The organism is Lawsonibacter celer, assembly GCF_014281125.1.
Taxonomy (GTDB): domain Bacteria; phylum Bacillota; class Clostridia; order Oscillospirales; family Oscillospiraceae; genus Lawsonibacter_B; species Lawsonibacter_B celer.
In genome coordinates this window covers 22,668-38,908 of sequence record NZ_JACOEA010000008.1, presented here as the reverse complement: position 1 = coordinate 38,908, position 16,241 = coordinate 22,668, and the positions used below count along the sequence as shown (strand labels likewise).

At 64.1% G+C, this 16,241-nt stretch carries 11 protein-coding genes; 7 read left to right on the top strand and 4 right to left on the bottom strand.

All coding sequences use genetic code 11. The annotated features are described in order from the left end of the window. Positions 1–211: 211 nt before the first annotated feature. Complete coding sequence (gene ftsH, locus H9Q75_RS11600) at positions 212–2,398, bottom strand: ATP-dependent zinc metalloprotease FtsH (protein ID WP_186567291.1); 2,187 nt, start codon at positions 2,396–2,398, stop codon at positions 212–214. 230 nt (positions 2,399–2,628) lie between these two features. Here ftsH (H9Q75_RS11600) and rlmB point away from each other — a divergent pair, with 230 nt between their 5' ends. From rlmB to ftsH (H9Q75_RS11575), 5 genes are all read left to right on the top strand, one after another. Continuing rightward, positions 2,629–3,396, top strand: coding sequence for a 23S rRNA (guanosine(2251)-2'-O)-methyltransferase RlmB (rlmB, locus tag H9Q75_RS11595; RefSeq protein WP_186567289.1), 768 nt, complete (start codon positions 2,629–2,631; stop codon positions 3,394–3,396). Positions 3,397–3,432: 36 nt separating this feature from the next. Next, positions 3,433–5,637, top strand: a complete 2,205-nt coding sequence (locus tag H9Q75_RS11590) for a hypothetical protein (protein ID WP_186567287.1) — start codon at positions 3,433–3,435, stop codon at positions 5,635–5,637. Positions 5,638–5,750: 113 nt separating this feature from the next. Beyond that, the gene (locus H9Q75_RS11585) at positions 5,751–6,329 is read left to right on the top strand and encodes a TetR/AcrR family transcriptional regulator (RefSeq protein ID WP_186567285.1); all 579 of its coding nucleotides are present in this window, start codon (positions 5,751–5,753) and stop codon (positions 6,327–6,329) included. After that, entirely contained in the window at positions 6,322–7,707 is a 1,386-nt protein-coding gene (locus H9Q75_RS11580) for an MATE family efflux transporter (RefSeq protein ID WP_341480947.1), read from the top strand. The genes H9Q75_RS11585 and H9Q75_RS11580 overlap by 8 nt, the downstream gene beginning before the upstream one ends. Positions 7,708–7,814: 107 nt before the next feature. After that, positions 7,815–9,686 (top strand): ATP-dependent zinc metalloprotease FtsH, encoded by a 1,872-nt coding sequence (gene ftsH / locus H9Q75_RS11575; RefSeq protein ID WP_186567281.1) that lies wholly within the window; start codon positions 7,815–7,817, stop codon positions 9,684–9,686. A gap of 61 nt (positions 9,687–9,747) precedes the next feature. Here ftsH (H9Q75_RS11575) and H9Q75_RS11570 read toward each other — a convergent pair whose 3' ends face one another. From H9Q75_RS11570 to H9Q75_RS11560, 3 genes are all read right to left on the bottom strand, one after another. Next, positions 9,748–10,599: a DUF4358 domain-containing protein gene (locus tag H9Q75_RS11570; protein ID WP_186567279.1), complete on the bottom strand. Its 852-nt coding sequence runs from the start codon at positions 10,597–10,599 to the stop codon at positions 9,748–9,750. Between the two features lie 76 nt (positions 10,600–10,675). Beyond that, positions 10,676–11,152: a Cys-tRNA(Pro) deacylase gene (ybaK, locus tag H9Q75_RS11565; RefSeq protein WP_186567277.1), complete on the bottom strand. Its 477-nt coding sequence runs from the start codon at positions 11,150–11,152 to the stop codon at positions 10,676–10,678. Between the two features lie 11 nt (positions 11,153–11,163). Then, a complete protein-coding gene (locus H9Q75_RS11560; RefSeq protein ID WP_207720841.1) occupies positions 11,164–11,655 on the bottom strand; it encodes a GNAT family N-acetyltransferase in 492 nt (163 codons plus the stop codon). Positions 11,656–11,809: 154 nt separating this feature from the next. Here H9Q75_RS11560 and recJ point away from each other — a divergent pair, with 154 nt between their 5' ends. Both recJ and H9Q75_RS11550 read left to right on the top strand, forming a co-directional pair. Then, on the top strand, positions 11,810–13,879 hold the full coding sequence (gene recJ / locus H9Q75_RS11555; protein WP_186567273.1) for a single-stranded-DNA-specific exonuclease RecJ: 2,070 nt from the start codon (positions 11,810–11,812) through the stop codon (positions 13,877–13,879). 31 nt (positions 13,880–13,910) lie between these two features. Beyond that, positions 13,911–16,145 (top strand): RelA/SpoT family protein, encoded by a 2,235-nt coding sequence (locus H9Q75_RS11550; protein WP_186567271.1) that lies wholly within the window; start codon positions 13,911–13,913, stop codon positions 16,143–16,145. Positions 16,146–16,241 lie beyond the last annotated feature (96 nt).

The window sequence follows — 16,241 nt, the reverse complement described above, 5'->3', positions numbered from 1 at the left end:
ATATAGAACACACAGCTTATTGCTGCACGAAAAAGTACCCGCCCTGTTTAAAATGGGGTGGGTACTTTTTCGTGTTCGGCAAAAACTGAACTTCATGACATGACCCATCGGGGCCAGGACTATTTACGGGCCCAGGAAGCCCTCCGCGGACAAGACGCGGGTTGGAGTAAAAAACACCGGACGGATTGGGCCGTCCGGTGTTGGCAGGTGTTCAGGGCTGTTCCGTGTCCTTGGGATCCTCTGGCGTCTCCGGCTGCTCGGGGGCGTGTCCCGGCGCGCCATCCAGGGGGACGGGAGGGGTGTCCTCCTGAGACGGGGGAGGAGCGGGGGTCTCGCTGACCATGTGGACACTGCGGGCGGGGGGCTCAATGTCGCCCTGGAGCCGCTGCCTGCGCTCCTCTCGGGCGGCGCCGTAGTTCTCCGCCAGAGCCGGGTCCTTGCCCTCCAGGATGCACATCATCTCCTGGCCGGTGATGGTCTCCTTCTCCAGCAGGTAGCCGGCAATTTTGTCCAGCATCTCCCGGTTATCCTTCAAAAGCTGGACGGATTCCCGGTGGCAGGTCTCAATGATAGAGAGGATCTCCTGGTCGATGGCCGCTGCGGTCTCCTGGGCACAGGTCAGGCCCATACCGCCGTCCAGGTACTGGTTCTGGATGGTGGCCAGCCCCATCATGCCGAACTTGTCGCTCATGCCGTACATGGTGACCAGCTTGCGGGCCATGTCAGTGGCCCGCTCAATGTCGTTGGCCGCGCCGGAGGTCTGGGTATCAAACACCACCTCTTCGGCGGCGCGCCCGGCCAGCAGGGTGCGAATCTCGGTAAGGATGTCCTGCTTGGACATGAGGAACTTTTCCTCCTCGGGCAGCTGCATGGTGTAGCCCAGGGCCCCCTGGGTGTGGGGCACGATGGTGATCTTGCTCACCGGCTGGGCGTGCTTCTGCTTGGCGGCCACCAAGGCGTGGCCCACCTCATGGTAGGCGATGATCTTCTTCTCCTGCTCGGTGAGAACAGTGCCCTTTTTCTCCGTGCCCGCGATGACTGTCTCAAAGGACACAAGCAGGTCGTTCTGATTGACCGCCTTGCGGCCGTGGCGCACCGCCCGGAGGGCGGCCTCGTTGACCAGATTGGCTAAATCCGCGCCCACTGCACCTGCAGTGGCCTGGGCGATCTGGTTCAGGTCCACATCCTCGGCCAGGCGGATGTTGCGGGTGTGTACCTGGAGGGTGGCCAGACGACCAGCCAGGTTGGGCCGGTCCACGGTGATGCGCCGGTCAAACCGACCGGGGCGCAGCAGAGCCTTGTCCAGAACCTCGGGCCGGTTGGTGGCGCCCAGGACGATGACCCCCTTGGTGGGGTCAAAGCCGTCCAGCTCGGCCAGCAGTTGGTTGAGGGTCTGTTCCCGCTCGTCGTTGCCGCCGAACTTGGAGGCGTCCCGGGATTTGCCGATGGTGTCAATCTCATCGATAAAGATAATGCAGGGCGCCATCTTGGCCGCCTCTTTGAACAGGTCACGCACACGGGAGGCGCCCACGCCCACAAACATCTCCACGAAGTCGGAGCCGGAGATGGAGAAAAAGGGCACGTTGGCCTCGCCGGCCACGGCCTTGGCCAGTAGGGTCTTGCCGGTGCCTGGGGAGCCTACCAGCAGCGCACCCTTGGGCAGCTTGGCGCCGATCTCGGTGTACTTGCCCGGGTTGTGGAGGAAGTCGATGATCTCCTCCAGGCTCTCCTTGGCCTCGTCCTGGCCGGCCACATCCTTGAAGGTCACGCCGGTCTTTTTCTCCACATAGACCTTGGCGTTGGCCTTGCCCACGCCGCCCAGGCCGCTTCCCATCTTGGAGGACATACCCCGGAACAGGAAGGAGAGCAGCACCATCATCAGGGCCATGGGCAGCAGCCAGGAGATGAGGAAGCTGACAATGGGAGACAGCTGCTCTACTACCTCAGAGCCGTACTGCAGCTGCTCCTCCTCCGGCACAGTGCTGTTATACTCGTCCAGGAACGCGTAGAGCTGCGCATCATAGCCATAGGCTGGCGGCGCGCAGATATAGACCTTCTGGCCGGACTGCTGCTCGCCGTACAGGCTCTCCAGCGGGGGCAGGCCCAACTGGCTGGAGGGCGCTGGAGAGGCGTCGGTCCCCTCGGAATCCGTGCCGGGGTTCTCCTTGGGATAGATGGTGAATTTGGTGGAATCAATGACCACTCGCTCCACCTGGCCGTCCAGCACCATCTGCTTAAAGGTGCTGTAGTCGATTTCCTCGGTCTTGGCCCGCTGGGCCATCGAGGTGATGTAGTTGAACAGAACCACGATCACAAGCGCCCACAGGATGATGGACACAATGGCGGTCGTGTTGCGCTTGTCGCCGCCCTTTCTGTTCTTATTTTGTTTATCGGGCATTCCGTAAAGTCCTCCTTAGGAACAAATCGGCTCATCTGCGAAACGATTGTATATGTACTGTTATAGCACAGCCAGGTTAAAAATACAAGGAAGGGGCCTGAAAAGCTGTAAACTTTCTGTGAATCCGGCCGGGGGCTTTTCGGAAAAAGACAGAAATTTGGCTTTTTCTATGGGGCGTGTTGTGGTATACTTTTGGAGAGTTTACAGCAGCACGGAGGGGTGGACAAACCATGAAGGAGCACAAGCGCGTCCCGGAAGCGGAGGCGGACGGCCTTATTGAGGGCCGCAACGCGGTGATTGAGGCCCTGCGGGCCGGCACCGCAATTGATAAGATCTTTCTCGCCCGGGGGGAGACCGACGCGGCCCTGGGGCACATCGCCTCCGCGGCGCGGGACAAAGGCGTGGTGGTGGTGGAGGCCGATCGGCGCAAGCTGGACGGCATGAGCCGCACCCACGCCCACCAGGGGGTGATCGCCCTGGCCGCCGTGCGGGAGTACGCCAGCGTGGAGGATATTCTCTCCGCCGCCCGGGAAAGGGAGGAGCCGCCCCTGATCGTGGTGTGCGATGAGCTCTCCGACCCCCACAATCTGGGGGCGGTCATCCGAACCGCCGAATGCGCCGGGGCCCACGGCGTGATTATCCCCAAGCGCCGCTCCGCCGGCCTGACCGCCATTGTGGCCAAGACCTCCGCCGGGGCGGTGAGCCATATTCCCGTGGCCCGGGTGGCCAACCTGACCGCCTGTCTCAAGCAGCTGAAGGAATCCGGGGTCTGGGTCTTCGGCACCGACGCGTCGGGGGACAAGCTGCTCTACGAGGCGGATCTGAAAGGCCCCGCCGCCATCGTGATCGGCAGCGAGGGGGCCGGTATGGGCCGCCTGGTGGCGGAAAACTGCGACTTTCTGGTGCGGATTCCCCTGAACGGGAAGATTAACTCCCTCAACGCCTCCGCAGCCGCGGCGGTGTTGCTCTACGAGGCGGTGCGCCAGCGCCTGGGATAAGGCATATGCAATTGACCACAGTAAAGGAAGTACACTATGGCAAAGAACCGGGACGAGAAACAAAATAGCGGCACGCCCGGGGAAGGGGAATTCTCCCTGGAGGAGATCCTGGCGGAATTCGGCCACGGCCGGGCGAAGCACGCTGGGCAGAAGGAAGAAGCGGAGGTGCCGGAGGACACCATCCCCTTCCCTGTGGTGCGCCCGAAAGGCCGGGAGGCCCCGCGCGCCGGGGGCGCAGGCAAGGTGCTCCGCTTTCCCCAGGGGGAGCGCGGACCCGCTCCGGCTCCGCCGCCTCAACCGCCGGAAGCGGAAAAGGAAACGGCGGAGGAGCCCTCCGCCGCGGGGGGGGAGACGGACGAGGACAAGGTGGTGGCCTTCCCCGGCGAGGAGGAGAGCGCCAACCCCATTGCCGAGGGGCTCAGCCGCCTGGTACAGAAGGCGGATGCCTACGCCGAGCATATGTTTGAGGAAGAGGACGCGGAGAACGACGAGGAGGTGCGCCGGGCCGAGCGCTACATCCCGGGGACCGATCAGGAGGAGGAGCCGGAGGAGGACTGGCGGGAGCGCCGCCGCCGCAGGCAGCCCCCGCCCGCACCGGACCTGTCCCCTGCCGACCTTGCCCGACGCTATCGAAAAGGGCTGAAAGGCCTGCGGGTGCGGGGCATCCTAGTGCTGCTGCTGGCCCTCGCGGCGCTCTATGTTACCCTGGCGCCCGGGCTGAATCTGCCGGCGCCCTCCGTCCTGTCCCAATCTGCCCAGCTCCGGTGCTATGCCCTGGCCGCGGCGCAGCTGATCGCGATGCTGCTGGGGGCGGATGTGCTGGCACGGGGCTTGTTCAGCCTGTTTCGTCTGGAATTTGGAATGGATACCCTGCTGGTCTTTTCCTGCGCCGCCGCCCTGGCCGACGCGTGCACCCTGCTGCGGCTGGACCCCCGGGAGGGACAGATGCCCTATTGCGCGCTGGTGATGCTGGCGATCTTCTTTACCATGCGGGGCACTTGGCTGAGGCGCCGGGGGCAGTGGGTGGCCTGCCGCACGGCGGCCTCCGCGTCAGAGCCCTATCTGGTCACCCTGGACGAGGGGAAATGGAATGCCCGGGGGACCTATACCAAGTGGTCGGGGTCCACCGCGGGCTTTGGCAGCCAGATGCAGGCGCCGGACGGGGCCCAGCGGCTGTTCCGGGTGGTGTGCCCCCTGCTCTTTGTGGCCTGCCTGGTGCTGTCCGGCCTGGCCTCCGTGGGGCGGGGACGGCCGGAGGATCTGCTGTGGTGCCTCTCCGCCACGCTGACGGCGGCCTGCGCCTTTTCCTCGGCCCTGTGCTTTGGAAAGCCGTGGCACAGCCTGAGCGTCCGCCTGAGCCGCTCCGGGGCGGCCCTGGCCGGCTGGGACGCGGTGACGGGGACGTCGGGGGGGAGCGGGATCCTGCTCACCGATACCGACCTGTTTCCCCCGGGCTGTGTGTCCCTGAACGGCATCAAGATTTTCGGGGATTTTCCCGCCGAGCGGGTGGTGGCCTACGCGGCCACGCTGATCCGCTCGTCCGGCAGCGGGCTGGATAAGCTTTTCCACGATCTGCTGCGCACCCAGGGGGCTATTTACCGGCGGGTGGACCGCGTTCAGAGCCATGAGGGAGGCGGCCTGTCCGGCGAAATCCGGGGAGAGCAGGTGCTGGTGGGCTCCGCCGCGTTTATGCACCTGATGGAGATCCCGCTGCCCCAGGGCCTGAATGTGAAAAACGCGGTGTTCTGCGCCGTCAATGGGGAGCTGGCGGGGATCTTTGCGCTGCGCTATGTGCTCCACGGCGCCATTGAGCCCTCCCTTCACGCCCTGATCCGCAACCGCGTTGTCCCGGTCCTGGCCACCCGGGATTTCAATCTGATCCCCGCTATGCTCCGCCAGCGATTTAAGCTCCCGGTGGAAAAGATGGAGTACCCGCCGGTAGAGCGCCGGGCAGAGCTGTCCGACCCGGAGCAGGAGCACAGTGAGATCCTCACCGCCGTCCTGTGCCGGGAGGGACTGGGGCCCTATTCGGAGGCGGTGGTGGGCGGTCAGCGGCTGTACCGGGCTGTGCGCATGTCCGCCTGCCTGGCCTGCGTCGGCGCTGCGGTAGGCGTGCTGCTGGCCTTCTACCTCACCAGCGCGGCGGCCTATGCCTCCCTGTCCCCGGCGAATCTGCTGATCTTTCTCCTCATGTGGCTGGTGCCGGCCCCGCTGATCTCCGGCTGGGTCAATAAGTACTGAACCGACCGCCTTTCCCGCGGCACACCGGGAAAGGCGGTATTTTTGGTTGACAAACTAACGACATTAGTTTATTCTGAAAAGGAAAGAAACACAGCCTGCCTGGGGGTGACGCAATGGCAAAAAAAGGGCTCAGCCGGGAGTGCATTGTAGACGCGGCGGCGCAGCTGGCCGAGGAAAAGGGGCTGGAGAACCTGACACTCCACGAGCTGGCAGGGGCGCTCGGCGTCAAGACGGCCTCCCTGTACAACCATCTGCAGGGCATGCCGGAGCTCAATGCCCGGCTGACGGAGCGGGCCTTTGAGCGCATGCTGGAGGCGCTGCGCCAGGCGGAGGGGGAGCTGTGCGGGGGTCCGGCGCTGCGGGCTCTGGCCGGAGCATACCGGGAGTTTGCCCGCAGCCAACCCCAGCTGTACAAGGTCATGCTGGCCGTGCCCCGGTTCCAGGAGACGCGCATTGTGGCGCAGAAGCAGAGCTTTATGGAGCTCTTCCGTCGTGTGCTGCTCCCTTACGGCCTTTCGGAGCAGGAGCGGGTGCACATGTCCCGGATGCTCCGCAGCAGCCTGCACGGCTTTGTCTCGCTGGAGGCGGCGGGCTTTTTCGCCTATCCGGTGGAGGCGGACGAGAGCTATGGGTATCTGGTCCAGAGCCTGTGCGCGCAGATCGAACGGTTGGGAGGAGCACAAGGTGAATGATTCAGCGCAGGAGAGGAAATACATTCAGATGACGCAGGCCCCGGTGGAGGCCCTCATCTGTAAAATGGCGGTGCCCACAGTGGCCAGCATGCTGATTACCTCTATTTACAACATGGCGGACACCTTTTTTGTGGGGCGCCTGGGTACCAGCGCCACCGGCGCGGTGGGCGTGGTATTCCCCCTTATGGCCATCATCCAGGCCGTGGGATTTTTCTTCGGGCAGGGCTCGGGCAACTATATCTCCCGACAGCTGGGAGCCCAGCATCGGGAGGAGGCCGAGCGCATGGCCGCCACCGGCTTTTTTTCCGCCCTGGCGGCCGGCTTTCTCATTATGGCGGCGGGGCTGCTGATTCGCTCCCCCCTGTGCCGCCTGCTAGGGGCCACGGAGACTATCTACCCCTATGCCCTGGACTACCTAACCCTTATCCTGGCGGGCGCGCCCTTTATGACAGCCTCCCTGGTGCTCAACAACCAGCTGCGCCTGCAGGGCAACGCCACCTACGCCATGGTGGGGCTGATGGTGGGCGGCCTGCTGAATATGGCCCTGGACCCGCTGTTTATCTTCACCTTCCACATGGGAATCTCGGGGGCGGCGCTGGCCACCTCGCTCAGCCAGGTGGTCAGCTTTGTCCTGCTCCTGGCGGGAATGATGCGGGCCGGCGGCATCCAGGTGCGCTGGAGGCTCTTCTCCCCCTCGCTCAGCCGCTACCGCGCCCTGGCCGGAGGCGGCCTGCCAAGTCTGTTCCGGCAGGGCCTCGGCTCGGTGGCGATTACCTGCCTGAACACAGCGGCCTATCCCTTTGGGGATGTGGCCATTGCGGCCATGAGCATTGTCAGCCGGGTTAGCCAGTTCGCCATCTCCGCGCTGATCGGCTTTGGCCAGGGCTTTCAGCCTGTGTGCGGCTTTAACTACGGCGCGGGCAAGTATGGGCGGGTCATCCGGGGTTATTGGTTCTGCGTGTGGGTCTCCACGGCGGTGCTGGCGGTGCTCTCCATGGTGGGCGCGGTGTTTGCCCCGCAGATCATCGCCATCTTTCGGGGAGATGATCCGCAGGTGATTCAGATCGGCACCGCTACCCTGCGGCTGCAGTGTATCTCCTTCCCGCTGATGGGCTGGGTGATACTGTGCAATATGCTGCTGCAGAACATCGCCCTGACGGTAAAGGCCAGTGTAGTGGCCGCCGCCCGGCAGGGGCTGTTCTTCATTCCGCTGATCTTGATCCTGCCGCAGACGATGGGCCTGTTCGGCGTGGAGGTATGCCAGACGGTCTCCGACCTGTGCTCTTTCGCGCTCTCTCTGGTCGTCACGCTGCCAGTCTTGGCCGCTTTTTCCCGGCTGGAACGGGAAAAAGCGGCCGGAAATGAAAACAATTTGTAAAAACAAAAGGGGTCTCCTTGACAGACGGAAAAAAAGCAACTAAGCTGTATTTCGCATAAGAAATATGGCTTGGAAGTGTACCCTTCTGCCGAAAGGAGGCCCTTATTATGCAAGAGGTCAAAGAGGATAAAAAGACTACTCCGCCTAAAAAGCCGCTGTTTTTTTACTATATTATTGCACTCATCATACTGATGCTGCTCAACGCGCTGCTCTTTCCCGGTCTGCTGGAACGGCAGGTGACGCAGGTCAGCTACGACACGTTCCTGACCATGATCGACCAGGACAGGGTGTCCCAAGTGGCCTGGGAGACCGACGAGGAGCAGATGGTATTCATCGCCAAGAATGAGGCCGGCCAGGACGCCTATTACAAGACCGGCGTATGGCCGGATGACGGCCAGCGGCTGCTGGAGCAGCTGCGCTCCAATGAGGACATCACATTTGAGGCCTCGATTCCCACGCAGGCCAGCCCTCTAATGTCGTTTATCCTTACTTGGGTCCTGCCCATCTTTATCTTTATCCTGATTGGAGAGGTGCTCTCCCGGGCAATGGTAAAGCGCATGGGCGGCAATCTGCCCGGCGGGATGGGCAACGCCATGACCTTTGGCAAGGCCAACGCCAAGGTCTACGTGGAGGAGGCCCAGACCGGCGTAACCTTTGCCGACGTGGCCGGCCAGGAGGAGGCCAAGGAGTCCCTGCTGGAGGTGGTAGATTTTCTTCACGAGCCGGGCAAATATGCACAGATCGGCGCCAAGCTGCCCAAGGGCGTGTTGCTGGTCGGCCCGCCGGGCACCGGTAAAACCCTGCTGGCCAAGGCTGTGGCTGGGGAGTCAAAGGTGCCTTTCTTCTCCATCTCCGGCTCCGAATTTGTGGAGATGTTTGTGGGCATGGGCGCGGCCAAGGTGCGCGACCTGTTCAAGCAGGCCAATGAAAAGGCCCCCTGCATCGTGTTTATCGACGAGATCGACGCCATCGGCAAAAAGCGGGACGGCTCCGGCATGGGCGGCAATGACGAGCGGGAGCAGACCCTCAACCAGCTGCTGGCTGAGATGGACGGGTTTGATGCCACCAAGGGCGTGGTGCTCCTGGCGGCCACCAACCGGCCCGAGTCCCTGGACCCGGCCCTGCTTCGCCCCGGCCGGTTTGACCGCCGGGTGCCGGTGGAGCTGCCCGACCTGGAGGGGCGCAAGGCCATTTTGAAGGTCCACGGCAGACATGTGCGTCTGGATGGAGACGTGGATTGGGACGCCATTGCCCGGGCCACGGCCGGCGCCTCGGGCGCGGAGCTGGCCAATATTGTCAATGAGGGCGCCCTGCGGGCGGTGCGTATGGACCGCAAAACTGTTACCGAGGCCGATCTGGAGGAGAGCGTGGAGACCGTGATCGCCGGGGCGCAGCGGAAGAGCGCCGTCATCTCCCCGGAGGAAAAGAAGATTGTGGCCTATCACGAGATCGGGCATGCTTTGGTGGCGGCGGCACAGACCCACTCTGCCCCGGTGACCAAGATCACCATTGTCCCGCGCACCTCCGGGGCTCTGGGCTACACCATGCAGGTGGACCAGGGAGAGCACAATCTGATGAGCCGGGAGGAGGTATGCAACAAGATTGCTACCCTGACCGGGGGAAGGGCCGCCGAAGAGGTGGTGTTCCACTCCATTACCACCGGCGCGTCCAACGATATTGAACAGGCCACCAAGCTGGCGCGGGCGATGATCACCCGCTACGGCATGACTGATGAATTTGACATGGTGGCGCTGGAGACGGTGACCAACCAATATCTGGGCGGGGATGCTTCCCTGGCCTGCGCGGGTGAGACTGCCGCCCGAGTGGACGCCCTAGTGGTGGAGACAGTGAAGCAGGCCCACCAGAAGGCCCTGCGCATTCTGCGGGAGAATGAGGACAAGCTCCACCGGCTGGCCGGCCGCCTGCTGGAGCAGGAGACACTCACCGGCGAGGAGTTCATGGCGCTGCTCAATGAATAAAAAACGCGAAAAAAGTCCGCCGCCCCATTGGGGCGGCGGACTTTTTGGTCCGTAGGAGGAATTACAGGGAGTCCACAAATGCGCGGAAGGCGGCCTCGCCGGCGTCAGCGTCCTCCGCGATGAGGAAGAGCACATAGCCGTCCTCCACCAGCAGCCGGGCATCCTGCACCTTGGGCAGGTTTTGGGACAGGTACCAGGAGAAGGTATCCTCCTGGCTCTGGCGGTAGGCCTCCAGAGCGTCCTTCACGGCGGTGACGTCCGCGCCCTCGGCCAGCTTGCCGATGACTAGGGTATCAGGACTGGTAATCATGGGGAAGAAACCGATTACCTGCTCAAAGGAATCGGCGGGCAGCTGATAGGCCTCGGCCATTGCCGCGCCGTCCATCCGCATGCTGTAGCCCATGCCGGCCTCCTCCGTGATCGTGTAGGCGGCCTTGACCAGGGGGTCATTGTTGGGAGTGGTGATGACCACGGAGCGGAAGCCCTCGGCGGTGGGGTCAGCCCAGGTCACGGTAAAGCCCTCCATCAGCTCCAGCACGCTGGCCGGGACAAAGGTGACGCCCGCGGTCACCTCCGCCTGGGACTTGACCTGCTCGTCATTGAGCCAGATGCTGTTGTCGGCGAATTTTACAATGATCCGGTCGTCGCCGAAGGTAAACCAGCTCTCGTTGCCCTCCTGATCCCAGTAGGCGGAGCCGTGGTCGGCCTCGGCCAGCAGGCGCAGGGGGAGCATGGCGTCGGAGGCGGAGGGGATGGCGGCGGTGTCCAGCGCCTTGCTGTTGAGGGTGATGGCAGTGGAGTAGGCGTTGGGGCTGGGGGCGATGACCATGGGGGCGTCCTCCGCAGCCAGGGCGGGTAGGCCCATGGCGCCCGTCAGAGCCAGGGTAAGGGCAAGGGTTCCAAGCTTTTTCATAGGGATTCTCCTTTGTATTTGGTTTGATAACTCCATAGACGAAAGCGGCGGGAAAAAGTTCCCGCCGCTGGAACTTTTATTTTGCCACCGGGGCGAAGCGCCCGCCCGCCAGGGCGCACAGATCGGCGGGGGAGGCCTCCACCTGGGCACCGATCCGCCCGGCGCTGACCGTGATGGTCTCCAGCCCCTCCACGCTCTGGTCAAAAAAGGTGGGGAAGCGCTTTTTCATCCCCAGGGGGGAGCAGCCTCCGTGGACGTAGCCGGTGAGAGGGAACAGCTGGGCCTGTTTGATCATCTCCACCGATTTCTCTCCTGCCGCCCGGGCCGCCGCCTTCAGGTCCAGCTCCCCCAGGGCGGGGACCACAAAGACGTAAAAGCGTCCGCTGGTCCCCTGGGTCACCAGGGTTTTGCACACCCGTGCCGCGTCTTGGCCCAGCAGGGCGGCCACGCTTCTGCCGTCCACCGCCCCGTTGGGGGCGGCGTAATAGTGGGGGGTGTAGGGGACCTTCCGCTGGTCCAGCAGACGCATCACATTGGTTTTTTCTTCCGCCATGTTCCCTCTCCTCACACACGCAGGCTGTAGTTGTCGATGTCCAGATACCGGCCGAATTTCATGCCCACCTCCGGGATCCTGCCGCAGAAGGTGAAGCCGAACCGCTCGTGGAGTCGGCAGCTGGCCTCGTTGCCGGTGGTGATGACGGATACCACCGTATGGGTGCGCCCGTCCCGCCGGGCCTCGTCCAGCAGAAAGCCCATCAGGGCCCCGGCAATCCCCTGCCGCCGGAAGTCCGGGTGGATGTAGATGGACAGCTCCACCGTGGACCGGTAGGCCTCCTTCTCCCGGTAGGGGGACAGGCTGGCGTACCCGGCTACCCGCCCCCCCGCTTCAGCCACATACAGGGGGTGGTTGTCCACATTGTGGCCGTCGAACCATACCTGCCACTGCTCCAGGGTCCTGGGGGCCAGATCCAGGGTGGCCACCCCGTGGAGCACCTCGTAATTGTAAATGTCCAGAAGGGCCGCCAGGTCCCCCTGCTCCGCTGTTCGGATGCGCATGGACATGCCTCTTTTCGTAAATTTTTACAATAAAATACCACGCCGGCCGCGTCTTTGCAAGGGGGAAAAGGGGGCACGTGCCTGCCTCTTGTCACGCCGCGCGGTATTTGATATAATAAAGGGTAATTTTGATTTGGGAAGGCAGGCGAGCCCTGTGAAATATCAGCAGTGGAACCGGGCCGTCTGCCCGGACGGGGCGCGTGCCGAGCTGGAGCGCGCCGGAATCCCCACCCTGGCGGCCCTGGTGCTGGGCGCACGGGGGTATGATACCCTGGAGCGGGCCGGCCGGTTTCTCTCCCGGGACCGGGGGCTGCTCCAGGACCCCATGCTCCTGCGGGACATGGACAGGGCGGTCCTGCGCATCCGGAGCGCCCTGGAGCAGGGGGAGATCATGGCCGTCTACGGGGACTATGATGTGGACGGCATCACCTCCACCTGTCTGCTCACCCGCTATCTGCGCAGCGAGGGAGGGCAGGTCGTCCCCTATATTCCGGACCGCATGGAGGAGGGCTACGGCCTCAACCGGGAGGCGGTCACCGCCCTGAAGGAGCGTGGGGTCTCCCTGATCATTACGGTGGACTGCGGCATCACCGCCGTGGAGGAGGCGCAGTTCGCCGCCGGCCTGGGGGTGGACGTGGTCATCACCGACCACCATGAGTGCAAGGAGCGTCGGCCCCGGGCGGCCGCGGTGGTGGACCCCCGTCGGCCGGACTGCCCTTATCCCTTTAAGTGCCTGGCCGGCGTAGGCGTGGCCCTGAAGCTGGTGCTGGCCTTGGGCGGGCCGGAGCGGACGGATGAGCTGCTGGAGGAGTACGCCGACCTGGCGGCTATCGGCACGGTGGCAGATGTGATGCGCCTGACCGGGGAGAACCGGGCTATTGTCAGCCTGGGGCTGAGCCGGCTGCGCACAGCGGCCCGGCCCGGCCTGAGGGCCCTGCTCCATGAGGCGGGGCTGGACGAGCGCCCCCTGACCTCTGTGACCGTTGGCTATACCCTGGCCCCCCGCATCAACGCCTCCGGGCGGATGGGGTGCGCCGGCCTGGCGGCGGAGCTGCTGCTCACGGAGGACCCGGTCCGGGGGGCAGAGCTGGCCGCCCGGTTGTGCCAGCTCAACCGGGAGCGGCAGGCCATTGAAGCGGAGATCTACGACGAGTGCCTGCTCCGGGCCGAGGCCATCCCCCCGGAGGAGCGCGCCGCCCTGGTACTGGCCGGAGGGCACTGGCACCAGGGGGTGGTGGGCATTGTGGCCTCCCGACTGGCGGAGAAATACTCCTGCCCCACCTTTATGATCTGCCTGCAGGGCGGCAAGGGGAAGGGTTCCTGCCGCTCCTTCGGCGGCTTTAACCTGTTTGCCGCGCTGGAGCAGTGCGCCGATCTGCTGGAGGGCTTCGGCGGCCACGAGCTGGCCGCGGGCTTTACCATCCGGGAGGAGAACCTCCCCGCCTTTGCCCGGCGGATGCGCGAGTGTGTGCTCCGGCAGACCGAGGGCGCCGAGATGGTCTCCGCCTTGGAGATCGACGGCGAGTTGGAGGATGCGGGCCTGCTCAGCCTGGAGGAGGTGGAAGGGCTCTGTGTTCTGGAGCCCCACGGCACGGGCAACCCCAAGCCGGTCTTTCAGCTCAGCGGCTGCACGGTGGCCGCCCTGTCCGACGTGGGCGGCGGGCGGCATCTGAAGCTGAAGCTCACCGTGGGCGGTCGCTCCTTCGACGCGATTTTTTTCTCCGCCACCAGCGCCCAGGCCGGCCTGCGGCCGGGCGACCGGATTGATGTGGCGTTTACGCCCCAGATCAATGAATATCGCGGCTGGCGTTCGGTACAATTACAGGTGTGCGATCTGCGCTGCGCCCTCACCCGGGCCCAGGCGGAGCAGGCGCTTTACGAGCGCTTCTGCCGGGGCGAGCTGCTCTCCCACGCGGAGGCGGCCGCCCTGCTGCCCAGCCGGACCGAGTTTGTCAACCTGTGGCGCTACCTCAAGGTACACAGCGGGCCGGCCCCTCTGGAGGAGACCGCCCACCGCCTGGCGCGCAACATTGCCCGCGCCAGCGGCGGGCGCGAGACGGTGATGCGTACCATGGTGTGCCTCGAGGTCTTTGACGAGCGGGGGCTGATCCGGCTGGAGCGCACCACTGACCACCTGCACATCTGCCTCAACGCGGTGGAGGGGAAGGTGGATCTGGAGGATTCCCGCATTCTCCGCAAGCTGAGAAAACTGATGGACGGCTGAATGCCGTCCCGTTCCCAATGGAGCTGATTTGATGGACCCGATCCTGGAGCGCTATCAGGCGCTGGAAGACAAAATCAAGGCCTACCACGCGGCGCTGGACACTCAGCGCCTGTTCGCCGCGTTCAATTATGCCGACAAGGCCCACGCCGGGCAGCTGCGCAAGGACGGCTCCCCCTATATCACCCACCCTCTGGCCGTGGCGGAGATTGTGGCGGACCTGGAGCTGGACACCGACTCCATCATCGCGGCCCTGCTCCACGACGTCATCGAGGACACGGATGCCACCCATGAGGACATCGCCAAGCTCTTCGGCCATACGGTGGCCGACCTGGTGGAGGGGGTCACCAAGCTGACCCGGGTGCAGTACACCTCCAAGGAAGAGGAGCAGATGGAGAACCTGCGCAAGATGCTCCTGGCCATGGCCAAGGACATCCGGGTGATCCTTATCAAGATCTGCGACCGGCTGCACAATATGCGCACCATGGCCTACCAGTCCCCCCGCAAGCAGAAGGAAAAGGCCCTGGAGACCATGGAGATCTACGCCCCCATCGCCCACCGCCTGGGCATGCAGCGGGTTAAGTGGGAGCTGGAGGACACCTCCCTGAAGTACCTGGACCCCATCGGCTATAAAGAGGTGGCCGACGAGGTGGCCGCCCGCTCCTCCGCCCATGAGGAATTTATGGCGGCCATCCAGAAGCGCATTCAGGAGCGTATGGACGAGGAGGGCATCCAGTGTACCGTCTACGGCCGGGTCAAGCACATTTACTCCATCTACCGCAAGATGTACGCCCAGAACAAGACCTTGGACGAGATTTTTGACCTGTACGCCTTCCGGGTGATTGTGGACGACATCCCGGAGTGCTATAATGTCCTGGGCTGCATTCACGATCTGTTCAAGCCCGTGCTGGGCCGCTTTAAGGATTATATCGGCACCCCCAAGCCCAACGGCTACCAGTCCCTGCACACCACGGTCATCGGCCGGGAGGGCATTCCCTTTGAGGTGCAGATCCGCACTTGGGAGATGCACCACACCGCCGAGTACGGCATTGCCGCCCACTGGAAGTACAAGCAGGGCATGGCCAATGACAAGCTGGGTACGGAGGAGGCCTTCGAATGGGTGCGCAAGCTGCTGGAGAGCCAGCAGGACGCGGACCCGGACGAGTTTGTGCGCACCCTCAAGGTGGATATGTTCGCCGACGAGGTGTTCGTGTTTACCCCCCGGGGGGACGTGATCAACCTGCCCGCCGGGGCCACCCCCATCGACTTTGCCTATAACATCCACTCCGCTGTGGGCAACCGCATGACCGGGGCCAAGGTCAACGGCCGCATCGTCACCTTTGACACGCCCCTGAAAAACGGCGACATTGTGGAGGTCATCACATCCAAGACCGCCCGGGGGCCCAGCCGGGACTGGATGAAGATCTGCAAGTCCAACGAGGCCCGCAACAAGATCCGCCAGTGGTTCAAAAAGGAGCGCCGGGAGGAGAATATCGCCACCGGCCGCTCCTCCTTTGAGTCGGAGCTCAAGCACGTGGGGCTGACCATGGCCGCCATCACCGCCGAGGACGTGCTCCCCTTTGTGCTGAAAAAGGTGCGCTTCGGCACCCTGGACGAGCTTTACGCCGCCATCGGCTACGGCGGCATGTCCGCCCAGAAGGCCGTGGTGCGCATCAAGGACGAGATGACCCGCCTGGGCCGTGCCAAGGCCGAGCACGCCGCCGCAGAGAAGCTGGCCCAGACCACGGAGAGCATGGTGCCCGCCACTGGCCAGACCGCTGTGGTCAACACCCCCAGGGGGGGCAAATCCTCGGTCTCCGGCATCATCGTGGAGGGCATCGACAACTGCCTGGTCAAGTTCGCCAAGTGCTGCACCCCGGTGCCCGGGGACCCGGTGGTGGGCTTTATCACCCGGGGCTTCGGCGTGTCAGTCCACCGGGCCGACTGCCCCAACGCCGACCCCGCCCGCCGCAAGCCGGAGGAAGAGGGGCGCTGGATCAAGGTCTACTGGGCCGAGGGGGAGCTGGCCTCCTACAAGACCTCCCTGGATATCTCCGCCAAGGACCGGGACGGGCTCACCCTGGACGTGGCCACCGCCCTCTCCGCCGCCAAGGTCAAGACCACCGGCCTGTCCGCCCGCTCCATGCCCGACGGATACGCGGCGGTGAGCATTACCCTGGAGGTCAAAAACCAGACCGAGCTGGCGGCCGTTATCAACAAGCTCAGCCAGATCCAGGGGGTCTATCAGGTAAAGCGGGCCACGGGATAAAGCGCTTCCAGGGGGGCTGTGTTCCCCCCTGGATCCGGGAAAGCTGCGCCGTTCAGCGGTACAGCTTTCCCGATACCCCCCTCGCCTCCGCACGGC